This window comes from Pseudactinotalea sp. (genome assembly GCF_048594945.1).
Classification (GTDB): domain Bacteria; phylum Actinomycetota; class Actinomycetes; order Actinomycetales; family Beutenbergiaceae; genus Pseudactinotalea.
In genome coordinates this window covers 1-15,863 of record NZ_JBMDXJ010000288.1, presented here as the reverse complement: position 1 = coordinate 15,863, position 15,863 = coordinate 1, and the positions used below count along the sequence as shown (strand labels likewise).

General features: G+C 68.9%; 14 protein-coding genes. 2 read left to right on the top strand and 12 right to left on the bottom strand.

The genetic code is table 11. The features are described from left to right. Nucleotides 1-38 precede the first annotated feature (38 nt). From ACOJSN_RS12530 to ACOJSN_RS12495, 8 genes are all read right to left on the bottom strand, one after another. Entirely contained in the window at nucleotides 39-1,271 is a 1,233-nt protein-coding gene (locus ACOJSN_RS12530; RefSeq protein WP_420112834.1) for an ROK family protein, read from the bottom strand. A gap of 32 nt (nucleotides 1,272-1,303) precedes the next feature. Further along, nucleotides 1,304-3,682, bottom strand: coding sequence for a glycoside hydrolase family 2 TIM barrel-domain containing protein (locus ACOJSN_RS12525; protein ID WP_420112833.1), 2,379 nt, complete (start codon nucleotides 3,680-3,682; stop codon nucleotides 1,304-1,306). Further along, a complete protein-coding gene (locus ACOJSN_RS12520; protein WP_420112832.1) occupies nucleotides 3,669-4,346 on the bottom strand; it encodes a YesL family protein in 678 nt (225 codons plus the stop codon). Before ACOJSN_RS12520 ends, ACOJSN_RS12525 begins: the two co-directional genes overlap by 14 nt. Before the next feature lie 88 nt (nucleotides 4,347-4,434). After that, nucleotides 4,435-6,021, bottom strand: a complete 1,587-nt coding sequence (locus tag ACOJSN_RS12515) for an extracellular solute-binding protein (protein WP_420112831.1) — start codon at nucleotides 6,019-6,021, stop codon at nucleotides 4,435-4,437. A gap of 76 nt (nucleotides 6,022-6,097) precedes the next feature. Further along, nucleotides 6,098-7,087, bottom strand: a complete 990-nt coding sequence (locus ACOJSN_RS12510) for a carbohydrate ABC transporter permease (RefSeq protein WP_420112830.1) — start codon at nucleotides 7,085-7,087, stop codon at nucleotides 6,098-6,100. After that, nucleotides 7,074-8,015 (bottom strand): ABC transporter permease, encoded by a 942-nt coding sequence (locus ACOJSN_RS12505; RefSeq protein WP_420112829.1) that lies wholly within the window; start codon nucleotides 8,013-8,015, stop codon nucleotides 7,074-7,076. The genes ACOJSN_RS12510 and ACOJSN_RS12505 overlap by 14 nt, the downstream gene beginning before the upstream one ends. A gap of 202 nt (nucleotides 8,016-8,217) precedes the next feature. Further along, a complete protein-coding gene (gene ahcY / locus ACOJSN_RS12500; protein WP_420112828.1) occupies nucleotides 8,218-9,702 on the bottom strand; it encodes an adenosylhomocysteinase in 1,485 nt (494 codons plus the stop codon). Beyond that, a complete protein-coding gene (locus tag ACOJSN_RS12495) occupies nucleotides 9,699-10,949 on the bottom strand; it encodes an MFS transporter (protein ID WP_420112827.1) in 1,251 nt (416 codons plus the stop codon). Before ACOJSN_RS12495 ends, ahcY begins: the two co-directional genes overlap by 4 nt. Nucleotides 10,950-10,967: 18 nt before the next feature. On the opposite strand from ACOJSN_RS12495, the gene ACOJSN_RS12490 reads away from it, so the two are divergent. After that, nucleotides 10,968-12,131, top strand: a complete 1,164-nt coding sequence (locus ACOJSN_RS12490) for a MalY/PatB family protein (protein ID WP_420112826.1) — start codon at nucleotides 10,968-10,970, stop codon at nucleotides 12,129-12,131. A gap of 1 nt (nucleotide 12,132) precedes the next feature. Here the strand turns inward: ACOJSN_RS12490 and ACOJSN_RS12485 are convergent, their stop codons facing one another. From ACOJSN_RS12485 to ACOJSN_RS12475, 3 genes are read right to left on the bottom strand one after another with little or no spacing between them, the layout of a single operon-like run. After that, the gene (locus ACOJSN_RS12485) at nucleotides 12,133-13,083 is read right to left on the bottom strand and encodes a cation diffusion facilitator family transporter (RefSeq protein ID WP_420112825.1); all 951 of its coding nucleotides are present in this window, start codon (nucleotides 13,081-13,083) and stop codon (nucleotides 12,133-12,135) included. A 42-nt stretch (nucleotides 13,084-13,125) separates the two neighbouring features. Then, entirely contained in the window at nucleotides 13,126-14,580 is a 1,455-nt protein-coding gene (locus tag ACOJSN_RS12480; protein ID WP_420112824.1) for a phosphomannomutase/phosphoglucomutase, read from the bottom strand. Between the two features lie 29 nt (nucleotides 14,581-14,609). Next, nucleotides 14,610-15,005 (bottom strand): DUF3499 domain-containing protein, encoded by a 396-nt coding sequence (locus ACOJSN_RS12475; protein WP_420112823.1) that lies wholly within the window; start codon nucleotides 15,003-15,005, stop codon nucleotides 14,610-14,612. Nucleotides 15,006-15,131: 126 nt separating this feature from the next. On the opposite strand from ACOJSN_RS12475, the gene ACOJSN_RS12470 reads away from it, so the two are divergent. Further along, a complete protein-coding gene (locus ACOJSN_RS12470) occupies nucleotides 15,132-15,599 on the top strand; it encodes a metallopeptidase family protein (RefSeq protein WP_420112822.1) in 468 nt (155 codons plus the stop codon). Between the two features lie 75 nt (nucleotides 15,600-15,674). Here the strand turns inward: ACOJSN_RS12470 and ACOJSN_RS12465 are convergent. Then, the coding region (locus ACOJSN_RS12465; RefSeq protein ID WP_420112821.1) for a hypothetical protein at nucleotides 15,675-15,863 on the bottom strand (189 nt) is incomplete at its 5' end.

Sequence of the window (15,863 nt, the reverse complement as noted above, 5' to 3'; positions counted from 1 at the left end):
CGGCACACCGATGCCGCCGGAACGGCAGCCACCACAGGCTATAGCGTGATCGCGGTCCGGCGCGTGATCAGTCCCGCATCGGCGAGTGAGCGCTCGAGCGCGATCGTCGCCACCCCGGTGGTCACCGAGTTGCCCTTTACCGTGGACAGCTCCAGCTCGAGCCCGTCGGCAGACGTGCCGGGCGCCTGCTCGCGCACGTGCCGTCGGACCGCGGGCAGCAGCGAGGTGCCGAGCGCCCAGGTGGTCCACCCGGTGAGCGTGATGACCTCCGGGTTCACCACGGCCACGAGGTCGGCGAGCGCGGAGCCGAGGTAGTAGGCAGTGCGGTCGATCGTGGCGTGGACGGCCTCGTCGGGCTCCGCTCGGTCGACGGCCTGTGCCATCGCCAGGATGAAGTCCCGCTGCAGGTCGATCGACGTGAGCGGATGATCCGGTGCGATCTCGCGCAGCGTCTCCACGATCCCTGGCACACCCACGTAGGCCTCGACGCACCCGCGGCGCCCGCACCGGCACTCGCGTCCGTCGAGGACCAGGAGCGTGTGTCCCCATTCACCCGCCGAGTTGGTCGCGCCGCGCACGAGGCGGGCGTCGAGCGCGATCGCGGCCCCGACCCCGGTGCCGAGGTTGACCGTGACGAGGCTCGAGCAGTACCGACCGCGGCCGAGCCACATCTCGGCGGTACCGATCGCCTTGAGTGGATTGTCGATGACCAGCGGCATCCCGACCCGCTCACGCAGCCGGTCGAGATCCTCCGAACGCCACGCCAGGTTCGGCACGAACACGCTGAGGCCGGCGGGTCCCTGCACGAGCCCCGGGAGCGTCACGCCGATCCCGAGCACGGCCTCGCGTGCGAGCCGCTGCTGCTCGAGCATCCGGTCGAGGATGTCTCCCACGGCCTCGGTCATCACCTCGGGGTCGAGGATGTGCTCGTCACGCTCGACCTCGAGGAACTCGAGCTGGTTGAGCGCGGTGTCGAACAGGGCGGCCCGGACGTAGGTCTCGGCCACGTCCACGCCGACGACGCGGCCCCGGTCCGCGTTCATGCCCAGGGTCGCGGTGGGTCGCCCCACCCGCCCCACGGTCACCTTGGTCTCCAGCACGATGCCCTCGGCGATCAGCTCGCCGACCACGGTGGCCACCGTGGCAGCGCTGAGTCCGGTCACCTGCGCGCGCTCGTTGCGGGTGACCTCACCTGCCGAGAGGATCGCGTGCAGCACGTCGAGCCGGGAGTCGCTGCGGATGTCGCGCGAGGTGAGTCGTGGAATCGTCATGGCTGCTCCCCTCGTGCCATCGGCCCGGTACCTCACGGGCTGCACTCCACTCTCGCCGGAGTGAGGCCCGGGGCAGTCACGGTCACGATAGCCCGAGCGTCCGACTCCACGAACACCACCAGTCGGCCCTCGTACGTGGACCGGTGGTCGTTGCGGTACGCGGTGAGGTCGGCCAGGTCCCCGTTCTCGAGACCGAGCAGCCGACCGCCCTCGACCTGCGCGGTGAGCACCGCCTCGCCGCTCGCCGGGTGGCCGTGCTCGTCCAGCAATGTGCACTCGATCTGCTGCATACCCTCGGCCGCGAGGCCGAGGGCATGCAGGCGAGACACGACGGCGGGGGCCGGCTCCCAGACCCGGGTCTCGATCTGCGCGGGTCTGCCGGGGCGGATCAGCCGGTCCTCGGCGACCGCCTCGCCGTCACGTGAGCCTCGGAGCACGAGCGGCCGGTCGCCCGGGGCGAGCGCGGCGCGCCAGTAGCCGTGCTCGTGATCGCGCTCCAACGGCACCTGCTCGTCACCGCAGGTCAGGGTCAGCTCCTGGAGGTTGCTGAAACACAGCACCTCCAGCCGCTCCTCGCCCACCCAGGCCCGCGACAGCGGGTGGGTCCAGAACGGGCGAGGGCCGCCGTCGTCGTCCTCATGCGGCCTGACCGCCAGCCGCGCGACCGGCTCGTCCGACCACCAGCTACGGCGTAGGTGCCAGATGTGCTTGGGGAACCCGGCGAGCGTGAGCAGGCCGGCGCCGGAGCCATGGATCGGCCAGCCCTGCGCCTCGCCCAGGTAGTCGATGCCGGTCCACAGGAACTGGCCGGCCACGTAGTCGGCCTCGACCACGTGGCGCCACGCCTCGTAGGTGTGTGAGTTCTCGCTGCCCAGGAGGGGGGCGTCGGGGAACCGCCGGTGATCCTCGGCGTAGAGGTGTTCCTTGTAGTTGTAGCCCACCAGGTCGACCGTCTCGAGCAGACCGGTGCGGCTGGACAGCTCCGGGAACGCGGCGGCGAGCGTGACCGGACGGGTCGGATCGGCGCCGCGCACGATGCTCGACAGCCGCGCCGCGATCGTGGTGAGGCGGCGCATGTCGGGCCGGTTCGGGTCGTAGAGGCGCTCGGCCTGCGGCTTGTGCGCGTCGTTGTTCCCGGTCATCTCATCGAACAGCGGGCTCGCGTACGGGTCGTTCGGGTAGTCGATCTCGTTCCCGATGCTCCACGCGATGATCGAGGGGTGGTGGCGGTGCGCATCGATCATCGCGACCAGGTCTGACTCGTACCACTGCGGGAAGTGCTCGGCGTACCCCTCGTGCCGCGGCGGGTAGACGTTGTGCCCCTGCCACCACTTGTTCTTGGGGTTCTCCCACTCGTCGAACGCCTCGTCGATCACGAAGAGTCCGAGCACATCGCACAGCAGGTACAGCTCGGGTGCGTGCGGGTTGTGCGCCATGCGCACCGCGTTGCAGCCCATCTCCTTCAGCGACAGCAGCCGCCGCAGCCACACCCAGGCCGGGACCGCGGTGCCGAACGGTCCCGCGTCCTCGTGCAGGCAGACACCCTTCAGCTGTCGCGGCTCTCCGTTGATCGTGAAGCCGGTGTCGGGGTCGAACGCAAAGGTGCGGATGCCCACCACCTGCTCGGCCGTGGCGGTACGCCCGTCCCAGTGCAGCGTGGTGGTGAGGCGGTACAGGTGCGGGGCGTCGTCGGACCAGAGCCGGGGTGTCGGCACCGGCATCTGGACGTCGACGACGGCGGAGCCCTGGCCGGGTAGGTCGGCCTCCGACTCGCTGGTGTGGGTCTGGTCGGTGGTCAGCGATGACAGCTCGTGCTGCACCCGTACCCGGATGCGGTCGGGCAGCGTGTTCTCGATCGTCTGCACGATGCTCACCCTCGCGTGCTCGGCGCTCACCTCCGCCGTGGTGACCACGGTGCCGTGCTCGGCCGGCCGCACCGGCTCGTGCAACTCGAGCCGGACCCGGCGGGTGATCCCGGCGCCGTTGTACCAGCGTGAGTCGGCGAGCTCGGTGTGCTCCACCCGGACCGCGACAACGAGGTCGTCGTCGGGCGCGTACCCGAGGATCTCGGTCAGGTCGAACGAGAACCGTGCGTATCCCGATGGCCGACCCCCGAGGTGGTAGCCGTTGACCCACACATCCGCGTTCTTGTAGACGCCCTCGAAGACCAGGCGCACCGTGCGGTCCTCGATGGGTCCGAGCGCGGTGAGCGGCACGTGCGCGCGGTACCAACCGATCCCGCCCGGCAGGTACCCGGTGCCGCTGGAGCACTCGCGTGAGAAGTCCTGCTCCACCGCCCAGTCGTGCGGCACCACCACGGCGCGCCACATGCTGTCGTCGGCGTTCTTGCGCCATGCCTGGCGTTCGTCCGAGAGCTCGAAGAGCCACTGGGTGACGTCATGAGTGCGCACGTACGGGTTCCTCGGTGCTCGGTGCCGCGGCGGCGGCAGGCGTGTACTGGGCAAAGATGCGAGTGAAGAGGAGTGTGGTGACGACAGCGATGGCAGCGAAGCCGGCCACCAACCACACCACGCCGTAGCCTGTCACCTTCGGGTAGAAGACCGTGATCACCACGGGCAGAGCGGTCACGGTGAAGGCACAGAGCGCGGCGAGCGGGTGGCGCCACGACATCAGCAGCGCGTTCCGCAGCACCCTGGCTGTGGCGTCGTCGAACGTGGCCAGATAGGGGAAGGCCACGATCGCCGTCGTCGTCACCTGGATGGCGAGAACGAACCACACCGCGAACATCAGCAACTGTGCCAGTGGGTCGACCACGAGGTACTCGATGACGCCGAACCACGCGACGAGCACCGCGACCAGCCCGGCGATCGCTGCGAGCAGCCTGCTGCCGTCGCGCAGGTTCGCCCGGAACGCGCGCAGGTACGCACGCGCGACCGAGTCCTCGAGGCGGCCGCCCACCAGCGCGCGGGAGACCGAGTGCAGTGCCGTGAGCGAGGCACCGAGCGTCAGCAGCGGCAACGACGTCGCGATGAAGACGAGGTTGAGGATGATCACGTCGGCCAGGCGGTCGAGCGCGCGCATCAGCGCCGAGTCGGCGGAGAAGAAGCGACTCATGACGTCCTTTCGACAATCGCGACCTGCGGTGTCAGTGGAGGATCCAGGTGCGGGCCGGTGCGCATGCCGGCCCGCACCTGACGGCGGCTCAGGCGTCCAACGCCTCGATGTCGGTCTGGATGGACGCGCGAGCGTCCTCGTAACCGGCATCGGCGAGCTTCTGGCGCATCTCGGCGATCGCCGCTGCGGGGTCGGTGAACTTGCCGTACTGCAGCTGCGGGATGTACTCCGACAGCACGGCGCCCATGGCGGCCAGCGTCGAGTCGATCATCGTCTTGTCGACCACCAACCGCTCGTACGGGTAGTCCTTCGCGTTGGCGTCGAGACCGTCGAACAGCTCCTGCTTGTTGTCCGGGTCGGTGGCGCTAGGAATCTCGAGCTCGTCCATGCGGCCGTACCAGAAGTTCGACCCAAGGGCGTCGGTGGCTGCGTCGAAGCCCTCCGGCTCCGCACGCTTGCCCTCATCGTCGATCACGTAGTCCGTGCCCTCGATTCCGTAGTTGAGGAGGTGGTAGCACTCCTCGTCGTTGCGGAGGATGTCGTAGACCGCCAGCGCCCGCTCCGGGTTGCGCGAGTTCGCACTGACCGCCATGGCACCGTGAGTCTTGATGTCGCGGTAGTAGTTGCCGTTCTCCTTGCCCCAGTAGAAGAACTTGGGGTCGGATCCCGGCTGGTCGTTCGGCATCCGGTGCAGGATCCCGAGGAACGTCTGCATGTGGTGCTGATCCGCTCCCGAGAGTCCGGCGTAGAACTCCTCGCGTGTGTCGCCGTCGTAGTTGACGGCGTCCTCGCGCCAGACGCCGATCTCGTTCCACTCCCTGGCGAGCTCAGCCGCGGCGAGCAGCTCATCACCCTCCATGTAGTACGACGTCACCGTGGTCGGGTCGGACGCCGTCGTGTGGAAGGGGAAGTAGATGCCCGCGGTGACCTGCTGGATCACCTGGTACTCGGTGCGGCCCTGCACGAATCCGGTGAGTGCCGCCTCGTTCGTCCCGGCCACATCCCAGGGGTAGGTCTCGGGCTGGTTGTCCTTGACCCACTGGAAGTAGGTGGTGAACTGCTCGAACTCGGTGATCTCGCCGTTCGGGATCCCGGCCTCGGTGGCCCAGTCGCCACGGTAGAAGAAGCCGTGGTTCGTCCACTGGGTGAAGTTGTCCTCCGGGATGAAGTAGATCATCTCGTCGGGAAGCTTGCACAGCTCCCAGTGGCCTTCGCTGTTCACCTGCTCCCAGGTCTGCGGGGCGTAGGAGCTGAGCATGGCCTCGTCCATCGGCAGGAAGGCGCCCTTCTGGGCGTTCTCCCAGGCGAAGAGCCAGTCGGTCGCCGTGCCGATGAGGTCCACGTTGCTGTCACCGGAGAGCAGCTGCACGTTGTACTGCGTCTGCCAGTCCGCCCACTCGATGTAGAACAGCTCCAACGAGGCGTTCACCTTCTCGGTCAGCTTGGCGTTGAGCTGCTCGAGCATGGCCTCAAGGCGACCGTTGGTGGGCTTGTCGCCCAGCACCAGCATCGTGACGGTGACCGCCTCGCTGGTGTCGAGCTCGCCGCCTCCACCTCCGCCGCCGGTGCCTCCACCGCCGTTGTCGCTGCATGCGGCGAGCGTGATCCCGGTACCGATCCCGAACGCGGCGAGCGCTCCGCCCTTCAGCAGCGTCCTTCTCCTGATGCTGGTCATGGTGACTCCTTTGTCGATCTTCTGAGACACAGGTCTCGGGTGAGGGGGTGCCTCGGTCGAGGCGGGTTGGCTGTGCTCAGCCCTTGACGGCACCGACGGTGATGCCGCTGACGAAGTACTTCTGCACGAACGGGTACATCAGCAGCACGGGCGCGGTCGCGACCACGGCGCTGGCCATCTTCAACGTGTTGCTCGGCAGGTTCGTGATCGTGACGTTGTCGCCTGCCACGGAGTTCCGGAGCGCATTGGCCGTGTTGATGATGTTGTAGAGGTGGTACTGCAGTGGCCGGAACTCGACCTGGCTGCCCAGGTACAGCGAGGACAGATACCACTCGTTCCAGTAGCCCATCGCCAGGAACAGACCCACGGTGGCCAACGCCGGTTTCATCATCGGCAGACTCAGTTGCGCGAAGATCCTGAAGTCGCCCGCGCCGTCGACCTTCCCGGACTCGATCACCTCGTACGGCACGTTGCGCATGAAGTTCTTCATCAGGATGATGAGCCACGGCGTCATCAGCAGCTGCAGGAACACCGCGAGATAGCTGCCGCGCAGGCCGAGCGTGCTGCCCACCCAGATGAACGTCGGCGCCAGCCCGGCGGAGAACAAGGTCGTGAAGTAGACGAAGAACGAGATCTGGTTCCGGAACCGGAAGTCCTTGCGATACAGCGCGAACCCAGTCATCGCGATCACGAAGAGACCGATCGCGGTGCCGCACACGGTCATCGTGATCGTCACCGCGTAGGACCCGAGGATCTGCCGAGGTGACTTGAAGATGTACTCGTACGCGGTCGTCGTGAAGCCACGAGGAAACAGGCCGAACCCGTGGCGGAGGATCTCCGACTCGGCCGAGAACGAAGCCGAGACGATCATCACGAACGGGAGCAGGCAGAACAACGCGAACAGCGTGACGAACACGTACGAGATGCCACGGAGCGCGTAGTCGCTCGCTCCCAGCTTGACGGCTCGCGGTCGCTGCTTCCTGGTCCGCATCGCACGGCGCTTGCGCCCCTCGACCACCGTGACCACGTCGGCGGCGCCCGGCGCCGTCGTCTCAGAAGAGTGCATAGTCCTTGTTCATCCTTCGCACGATCCAGTTCGCGGTCATCACCAGGGCGAAACCGAAGATCGACTGGTACAGCCCCACGGCAGTCGACGTGGTGAAGTTGTTCTGGGTCATGACCATCCGGTAGACGGCGGTCTCGATGATGTCGGTGGTCGCGAACAGCTGCGCGTTGTTGCCGACCAGGTTCCAGAACAGCCCGAAGTTGCCGTGCATGATCCCGCCCATCGAGAACAGCAGCAGGATGATGAACGTCGGCTTGAGGCTGGGCAGGATCACGTAGCGGATCCGTTGCCACGCGGAGGCGCCGTCGATCGCGGCCGCCTCGAAGAGGGTCTTGTCGATGCCCATGATCGCGGCGAAGTACACGATCGAGCCGTACCCGGTGCTCTGCCACATCTGCACGGCGACGATGATGAACGGCCACAGGCCGGCGGTGCTGTAGATCTTGATCGGGTCCCCGCCGGTGGCGACGATCAAGGAGTTGATTGCGCCGGTGTCGTAGTTGAACAGGTTGAAGGCGATCACACCGATCAGCACGACCGAGATGAAGTACGGCAGGAACATCACCGTCTGCGAGATCTTCTTGAAGTACTTCATGCGGATCTCGTTGAGCATCACCGCGAGCGCGATCTGCAGGATGTTGCCGAGCACGATGAACGCGACGTTGTACAGGATCGTGTTCCGTGTCAGCAGCCACAGCTGCCCAGACTTGATGAGGAACTCGAAGTTCCGCAGTCCCACGAACGGGCTTCCGAAGATCCCGTCGCGGTAGTTGAAGTTGGTGAAGGCGATCCACGCCCCGGGCATCGGCGCGTAGGCGAATACCAGGAAGAACGCGATCGCCGGCAGACACATGAGGATCAGCACCTTGCTGTCCCATGCGCTCTTGAGCAGCGACTTCCGCCGCTTGCCCTGGGCAACCACCGCCATCTGCTGCTCCCTCGCAGTCAGTGCACCGACGCCGCTGCCGGTGCTGCTCGACGAGTCTGATCGCGGGTCGCTACAACACTAAATCTAACCCTCGATCAAACTAGTGAGAAGGTAGCGCCTGCCCTCCGCGGCCGCAACCCGGGGCGCGGTCACGGTTTGGTCTCGGCGCCCCGGGGGGACGCCGAGAGTCAGAGGGAGCCGGTCAGTAGCGGTAGTGCTCAGGCTTGTACGGGCCGGCCACGTCCACGTCGATGTACTCGGCCTGCTCCTTGGTGAGCTCGGTGAGGTCCACGCCGAGCGCCTCCAGGTGCAGCCTGGCCACCTTCTCGTCGAGCAGCTTCGGCAGCCGTTCGACGTCCGGACGATCGCCCTCCTCGAGCTCCTCGGCCTCGGCGAGCGCGATCTGCGCGAGCACCTGGTTGGTGAAGGAAGCCGACATCACGAACGACGGGTGACCGGTGGCGTTGCCGAGGTTGAGCAGGCGACCCTCGGAGAGCACCACGATCGAGCGGTCGGACTCCCCCACGGCACCATCGGTGGCGGGCAGCTTCCACTCGTGCACCTGCGGCTTGATCTCGACCTTCTCCACACCCGGCACGCGCGCGAGCCCAGCCAGGTCGATCTCGTCGTCGAAGTGGCCGATGTTGCCCACGACCGCCTTGTTCTTGAGGCCGAGCAGGTGTTCGACGCCCACGATCCGCGTATTGCCGGTGGTGGTGATGACGAAGTCTGCCTGCCCCACCACATCGTCGAGGCGCGCAACCTGGTAACCGTCCATCGCGGCCTGCAGCGCGCAGATCGGGTCGATCTCGGTGACGATCACGCGTGCGCCCTGGCCGCGGAGTGCCTCGGCGGCGCCCTTGCCCACGTCGCCGTAACCGCAGACCACGGCCACCTTGCCGCCGATCAGCACATCGGTGGCGCGGTTGAGGCCATCGGGCAGCGAGTGACGGATACCGTACCGGTTGTCGAACTTGGACTTCGTCACGGAGTCGTTGACGTTGATCGCAGGGAACAGCAGCTCGCCGGCAGCGGCGAGCTGCGCGAGCCGGTTCACGCCGGTGGTGGTCTCCTCCGAGACTCCCTTGATGCCGGCGGCCACGCGGGTCCAGCGACCCGGGTCGGCGGCGACCGTGCGGCGGAGCAGGTCGAGGAACACAACCTTCTCCTCGGAGTAGCCCACGTCATCGGGCTCCGGCGCGGGCGGGACCGCACCCGCCGCTTCGAAGCGCACGCCCTCGTGCACGAGCATGCTGGCGTCGCCGCCGTCGTCGAGGATCAAGGTCGGGCCGCCGGTCTCGGCATCCGCCCAGTCGAAGATCCGCTCGGTGCAGTCCCAGTACTCGGCGAGCGTCTCGCCCTTCCAGGCGAACACCGGCACGCCGCGCGGGTCCTCGGGCGTCCCCGTCCCGACCACCACAGCGGCCGCCGCCTCGTCCTGGGTAGAGAAGATGTTGCACGAGGCCCACCGCACCTGTGCACCCAGCGCGACCAGTGTCTCGATGAGCACCGCGGTCTGTACCGTCATGTGCAAAGATCCGGCGATCCGGGAGCCGGCGAGCGGCTGGCTGTCGGCGTACTCCTCGCGCAGAGCCATCAGGCCCGGCATCTCGTGCTCGGCCAGCCGGATCTGGTGGCGCCCTGCCTCGGCCAGGCCGAGGTCGGCCACTCGGTGCTCGATCGTCATGCCGCCAGGTTATCCGTGCTCGCAGCCGCTCGCCGACGCGGCCGGGCCGCCACGAGTGCGCAGACGACCGCCGGGAGCAGCAGGGCGGCCGCCACGACGTTGATCGCGGGGAAGCCACCCCATGCCAGCACCGGCCCGGCCACCGCAGCAGCGGCCGCCCCGGCGTAGTTCATCCCGGCGTCGGTGACACCCTGCAGCGGCACCCGGACGTGGGCGGGCGTGACCGTGACCAGGTGGGCTGACCCGGCGATCACGCACGCGCTCCATCCGAGCCCCAGCACGGTCAGCGCGATCGCCGTGAGCACCGAGTCGCCGCTGCCGAGTCCGGCGACCACACCGAGGCCGGTCGCCAGCGCCAGCACGCCCATCCCCAGCCACCCGACCCGGGCAGCACCCCAGCGGTCCACGAGTACGCCCAGCACCGGGCTGAGCGCGTACATCCCGAGCACGTGCAGGCTGATGACCACACCCACGAGCTCGAGCGTCATGCCGTGGTGCTGCATGTGGACCGGCGTCATCACCATGACCAGCACCATCACCGCGTGCGCGCAGCCGATGAGAACGACGGCGAATCGCGCCTCGGTATGCCCCATCGCCCAGGCGAGGGCCGAGCGGGCCGAGACCACCGCCGTCGGCGGGGTGGTCTCGGAGCCGCCGACGGCGGGGCGAGAGCCGGGCATGAACGTTGCCACGACGATCGCCCCCAGGGCGAAGGCGACGACCGAGAACAGGTACGGCCCGGCGAGGTGGGGCAGGCCCACGCCGAGGCCGGCGTCGTTGCCCGGCGCGGTGAGGTTCGGGCCGGCGACCGCCCCCACGGTGGTGGCCCAGATGACGATCGACATCGCCTTGCCGCGAGCGGCGACGTCGGCGGTATCGGCAGCGGCGTAGCGCGACTGCAGGTTCGCGGCGTTCGCCACCCCGAAGAGGGCGACGCCCACCAGCAGCAACCAGAGCTGGGCGAGGGCGAGCGCGGTGATCACGAGCAGCGCGCCGATCGTCGCCAGCACGTACCCGAGCGCGAGCGCGTGGCGCCGGCCGCGGCTGCTCGCCACCGCCGCGAGCGGCACCGCCGCCACGGCCGCACCGAGCACCCCGGTCGCCTGCCCGAGGCCGGCCATCGCGGTGCCGCCGAGTGCCTCGGCCGCCAGACCGCCGACCGCCACACCGGAGGCGACGCCGATACCTCCGAGCAGGTTGCTCACCACGAGGACGCTCAGCGGTCGGGTCATCCGGAACGAGGGCACGGCTGCGAGACTAGGCCAGTGAGCGTGCATACCTTCGACGAGATCACTGTCGAGAGCCTCCGGGCGGCGAACGGGAAGAAGTGGGTCGAGTTCGGCTCCGCGACCGGGGCGTGGATCGCGGAGATGGACTTCGGGACCGCGCCGGCGGTGCAGTCGACGCTGCGACGTGCCGTCGAGACCGGCGAGGGGCTCGGATACTTGCCGACCCGCTCCCGCGCCGCGTTGCAGTCGGCCTTCAGCGGATTCGTCGATGCCCGATTCGGCTGGCAGGTCGCTCCGGCGGACGTGCGGCCGATCGTGGATGTCCTCAGCGGTCTGCAGGCGGCGGTGCGGCTGACCTCGCGGCCAGGATCGCCGGTCATCCTGCCGACGCCCGCTTACATGCCGTTCCTCACGCTGCCCGGAGCGCTGGACCGGGAGGTGATCCAGGTGCCGCTGCAGCGCGAGAACGGCCGCTACGTCTACGACCTCGATGCCCTCGACGCCGCCTTCGCCGCCGGCGGCCACCTGCTCGTGCTGTGCAACCCGCACAACCCGGTGGGGCGCGTGCTGGAGCGCAGCGAGCTACAGGCGATCAGCGAGGTCGTCGAGCGGCACGGTGGTCGTGTGTTCGCCGATGAGATCCACGCGCCGCTCACCTACCCGGGGCACAGGCACGTGCCCTACGCCACCATCTCCCCCGCTGCCGCCGCGCACACGTTCACCGCCATGTCCGGATCGAAGGCCTTCAACCTGCCGGGCCTGAAGTGCGCCCAGCTGGTGCTGAGCTCGGACGCTGACCGCGAGACCTGGAGCCGCCTCGGGGGGCCGTACGAGGACCAGGCCTCGACGCTCGGCGCCCTGGCCGCCACGGCGGCCTACGCCGAGGGCGGCGCCTGGCTCGACGGCGTCCTCGACTACCTCGATGGCAACCGGCAGACGCTCACCGAACTCGCTGCCGAGCACCTCCCGAGTGCCGTCACGACCGAGCTCGAGGGCACCTATCTCGCGTGGCTCGACCTGACCACCACCGGCCTCGAGGACCCGGCCCGCTTCTTCCGCGAGCACGCCGATGTCGCCGCCACCGCGGGATCGCTGTGCGGTGAGGCCGGTCAGGGCTTCCTGCGCTTCAACATCGCGCTGCCGCGGCCGCTGCTGGTCGAAGCGATCACCCGGATGGGCGCGGCGCTGGCTGGACGCTGATCTACTCGTCCCGCGCGGCCGGCACCTCCGCGGCGACACCAGGCCGCCGCAGGTCGGGCTCGATGTAGATCTGGGCTCGCAGCGGGATCGCTTCTCGGATGCGGACCTCGGCGCCGTCGATGGCCCGGGCGACGTGCGTGGCGTCGTCGGCCCTCTCGACCTCCACCTTGGCGGCCACGAGCACCTCGTCGGGGCCGAGGTGCAGCGTGCGCAGGTGGATCACCGAGATGATCCCCTCCCCCGGGATCGCCGCCTCGATCGCGTGCTGGTGCTGCGGGTCGGCCGATTCGCCTAGCAGCATCAGCGACATCTCCTTGGCAAGGAACGCCGCGATCACCACGAGCAGCACACCGATCGCCGCGGACCCGATCGCATCCCAGCGACCGTCGCCGGTGATCAACGTCATCGAGACGCCGAACAGCGCGAGCACCAGGCCGACGAGCGCACCGAGGTCCTCCAGCAGGATCACCGGGATCTCCGGGGCACGGGACTCCTTGACGTACTGCCTGAACGACTTGGTACCCCTGACCGCGTTCGCCTCATGGATCGCGGTGCGGAACGAGAAGCCCTCCATCACGATCGCCAGGCCGAGCACCGCCAGCGGCACCCACCACCAGCGACCCTCGATCGGGTGTGGGTCGGAGAACTTGTGCCACGCCTCGTAGAGCGCGAAGCAGCCGCCGAGGCTGAACAGCACGATCGAGACGATGAACGCGTAGATGTAGCGGGCGCGTCCGTACCCGAACTGGTGGGTCGGTGAAGCCGCCCGCTGCGCTCGGCGACCGCCGAGCAGCAGCAACCCCTGGTTACCGGAGTCCGCGACCGAGTGCACCGACTCGGCGAGCATGGAGGAGGAACCTGTCAGCAGGTAGGCGATGAACTTCGTGACGGCGATGCCCAGGTTCGCGGCGAGCGCCGCGACGATCGCCTTCGTGCCTCCGCTGGATGACATGGATCGGAGCGTACGCCCGTGCGCGCGCCGGCGCGGGGAACGCTACGCGGCGTCGTCGCGCGGGGCGCTGCCCTCGCGCACGATCGCCAGCACCGCGTCACGGATCTTCACCATGATGTCCTCGTCCTCAGCCTCGACATTGAGCCTCAGCAACGGCTCGGTGTTCGAACTACGGAGGTTGAACCACCACTTCGGGGTGGCGTGCCAATGGTCGAGCGTCACGCCGTCGAGCTCGTCCACGGTCACCTCGCCGGAGTCGATGTCGTCCGCGAAAGCTGCCAGCACCCGAGCCGTGGCCGCTCCCGCGTCCTCCACTCGCGAGTTGATCTCGCCGGACGCCGAGTACGGCGTGTACATCTCGGACAGCACCGAGAGCGGGTGCTCGGAGTCCCGCAGCGCGCGCAGCACGTGCAGGGCCGCCAGCATCCCGGTATCGGCGAACCAGAAGTCGCGGAAGTAGAAGTGCGCGGAGTGCTCCCCTCCGAACACCGCCCCCTCCTGTGCCATCTGCGCCTTGATGAACGAATGCCCCACACGCGTGCGGACCGTGCGCGCGCCGGCGGCACCGAGCAGGTCGGGGACCGAGCGTGAGGTGATGAGGTTGTGGATGACCGTGGCCTCACGGCCCGCGTCCTTCTCCTTCTCGACCTCGCGCAGCCCCACCAACGCCGTCACGGCGCTGGGGCTCATCGCGACGCCGCGCTCGTCGACCACGAAGCAGCGATCGGCGTCGCCGTCGAAGGCGAGTCCGATGTCGGCCCCTTCCGCGATCACGGTCGCCTGCAGGTCCACGAGGTTGGCCGGATCGAGCGGGTTGGCCTCGTGGTTCGGGAAGGTCCCGTCGAGCGCGAAGTACATCGGGACGATCTCCAGGCCCAGGTCGGGCAGCCCGGCCGCCGTCGAGAGCACCGCGGGAGCGGTCAGCCCGGCCATGCCGTTCCCGGCGTCGATCGCGACCTTGAGCGGGCGCCCGCCGCTGATGTCCACCAGCCCACGCAGCAGCCGCGCGTAGTCGGCGAGCGTGTCGCGCTCGCTGATCTCACCCTCGTCACCGCCCGCCGGGATGCCCTCGTCGAGGTACTGCTCGGCGAGGCGCCGCACATCGGCGAGGCCGCTGTCCTGACCGACCGGCCGGGCGAGCGCGTGGCACATCTTGATGCCGTTGTACTCGGCCGGGTTGTGGCTGGCCGTGAACATCGCACCGGGGAGGCCGAGCTCACCGGAGGCGTGGTAGAGCCCGTCGGTCGAGCACAGCCCGATGTGGACGACGGCGACACCTCGCCAGGCGGCTCCCTCACCGAAGGCGGTGGCCAGCTCGGGCGAGCTCGCCCGCATGTCATGGCCGATCACGATCGAGGTTGCGCCGGCGGGCACGGCTACGACGTCGGCGAACGCGGCGCCGATCGCCCGCGCCACCTCGGCGTCCCACTGGTCGGGGACGACGCCGCGGACGTCGTAGGCCTTGACGATGGCGCTCAGGTCGGTGGTCTCAGACACGGGTCAGAGACTACGCAGGTTGACGCGCCCTACTCACCTTCGCCGCGGATGACGCGCAGGTGACCCCGGCGGCCGACCTCGGGTGCGGGGCGCCGCTCGGTGACCGGTGCGGGCGCGCCGACGGGGCGCGCCGCGGGCAGTTGTTCGGGCGGAGGGGTGCGGGAGGCCTCGCGTACGGCGTCGGCGAGCGCCAGCAGGTCGTCCGAACTCGGAGGTGCCGGCTCGAAGTGACCTGCCAGCCGCACCACGTCCCAGCCCCGCGGCACCGTGAGCCGTTCTGCGTGCTCGGTGCACAGGTCGTAGCTGTGCGGCTCGGCGTGGGTCGCGAGCGGACCGAGCACGGCGGTGGAGTCGGCGTAGACGTACGTGAGGGTCGCCACGGCGGGCGCCGTGCACGTGGCACGGGTGCACTGTCGGGCTCTCACGTCGCTGAGGCTACCCCGGCTCGGCGCGACGACGGTGCAGCCCACGCCGCGGGCGGTCGTGCTGACCGGGCGCGTGCGCGGTCCGGCGTCTTGGGAGGCACGCTCGTTGGTGGCAGAGTGGGCCTCGTGGCGGATCGGTCGGGCAGTGAGATCGCGCGGGCACGGATCCCGTCGCGGCGCGCCGGTCGGCGCCGGGACCGCCACGGTCGCGGTCTTCGCGGCCCACTGCTGCCGCCGCTGATGCCCGGAGCGCGTACCCGGGGCGAGCAGTTCGACGAGATGGTGCTGAGCGTCGTCGAGACCCTGGAACGCCGCCTGGGTCGCGAGCTCGAAGGTGTGGAGTTCGCCGTCGAGGAGGTGCCGCCCTCGGCGCCCGCGCCGTGGGAACGCGGCGCGATCCCGCTCGGGCGCTACTTTCCGGCGGACAGAGCGGCCGACCTCACGCACCGGATCGTGGTGTACCGGCGGCCGGTTAGCGGCCGCGCCGAGGGCGCGGACGACCTCGCGGCGTTGGTGCGGGACGTGCTGGTGGAACAGATCGCCCACATGTTGGGCCGTGCCCCCGAGGACATCGACTCCGACTACGAGGCCTGATCGGGTCTGACGGCGTGTGGACGCCACGCCTTCCGGCACCCGGGCCGTGACGGAGAGCGTTGAACGTGGGGGCGGTCAGTCGGTGACGCGCACGGCGACGGACTGCTCCGTGTACGGGTCACCGGTGATCGGGTACGCAGCGATCAGCGTGCCGTCGGCGGCCTCACCCGCCAAGATGGCTGAGGCGAGGATGCCAGAGCCCTCGAACACGACCGCCAGGGTTCCCGAGGGCACCTCGAGGCGTGTGGTCGCGCCTGCAGCGAT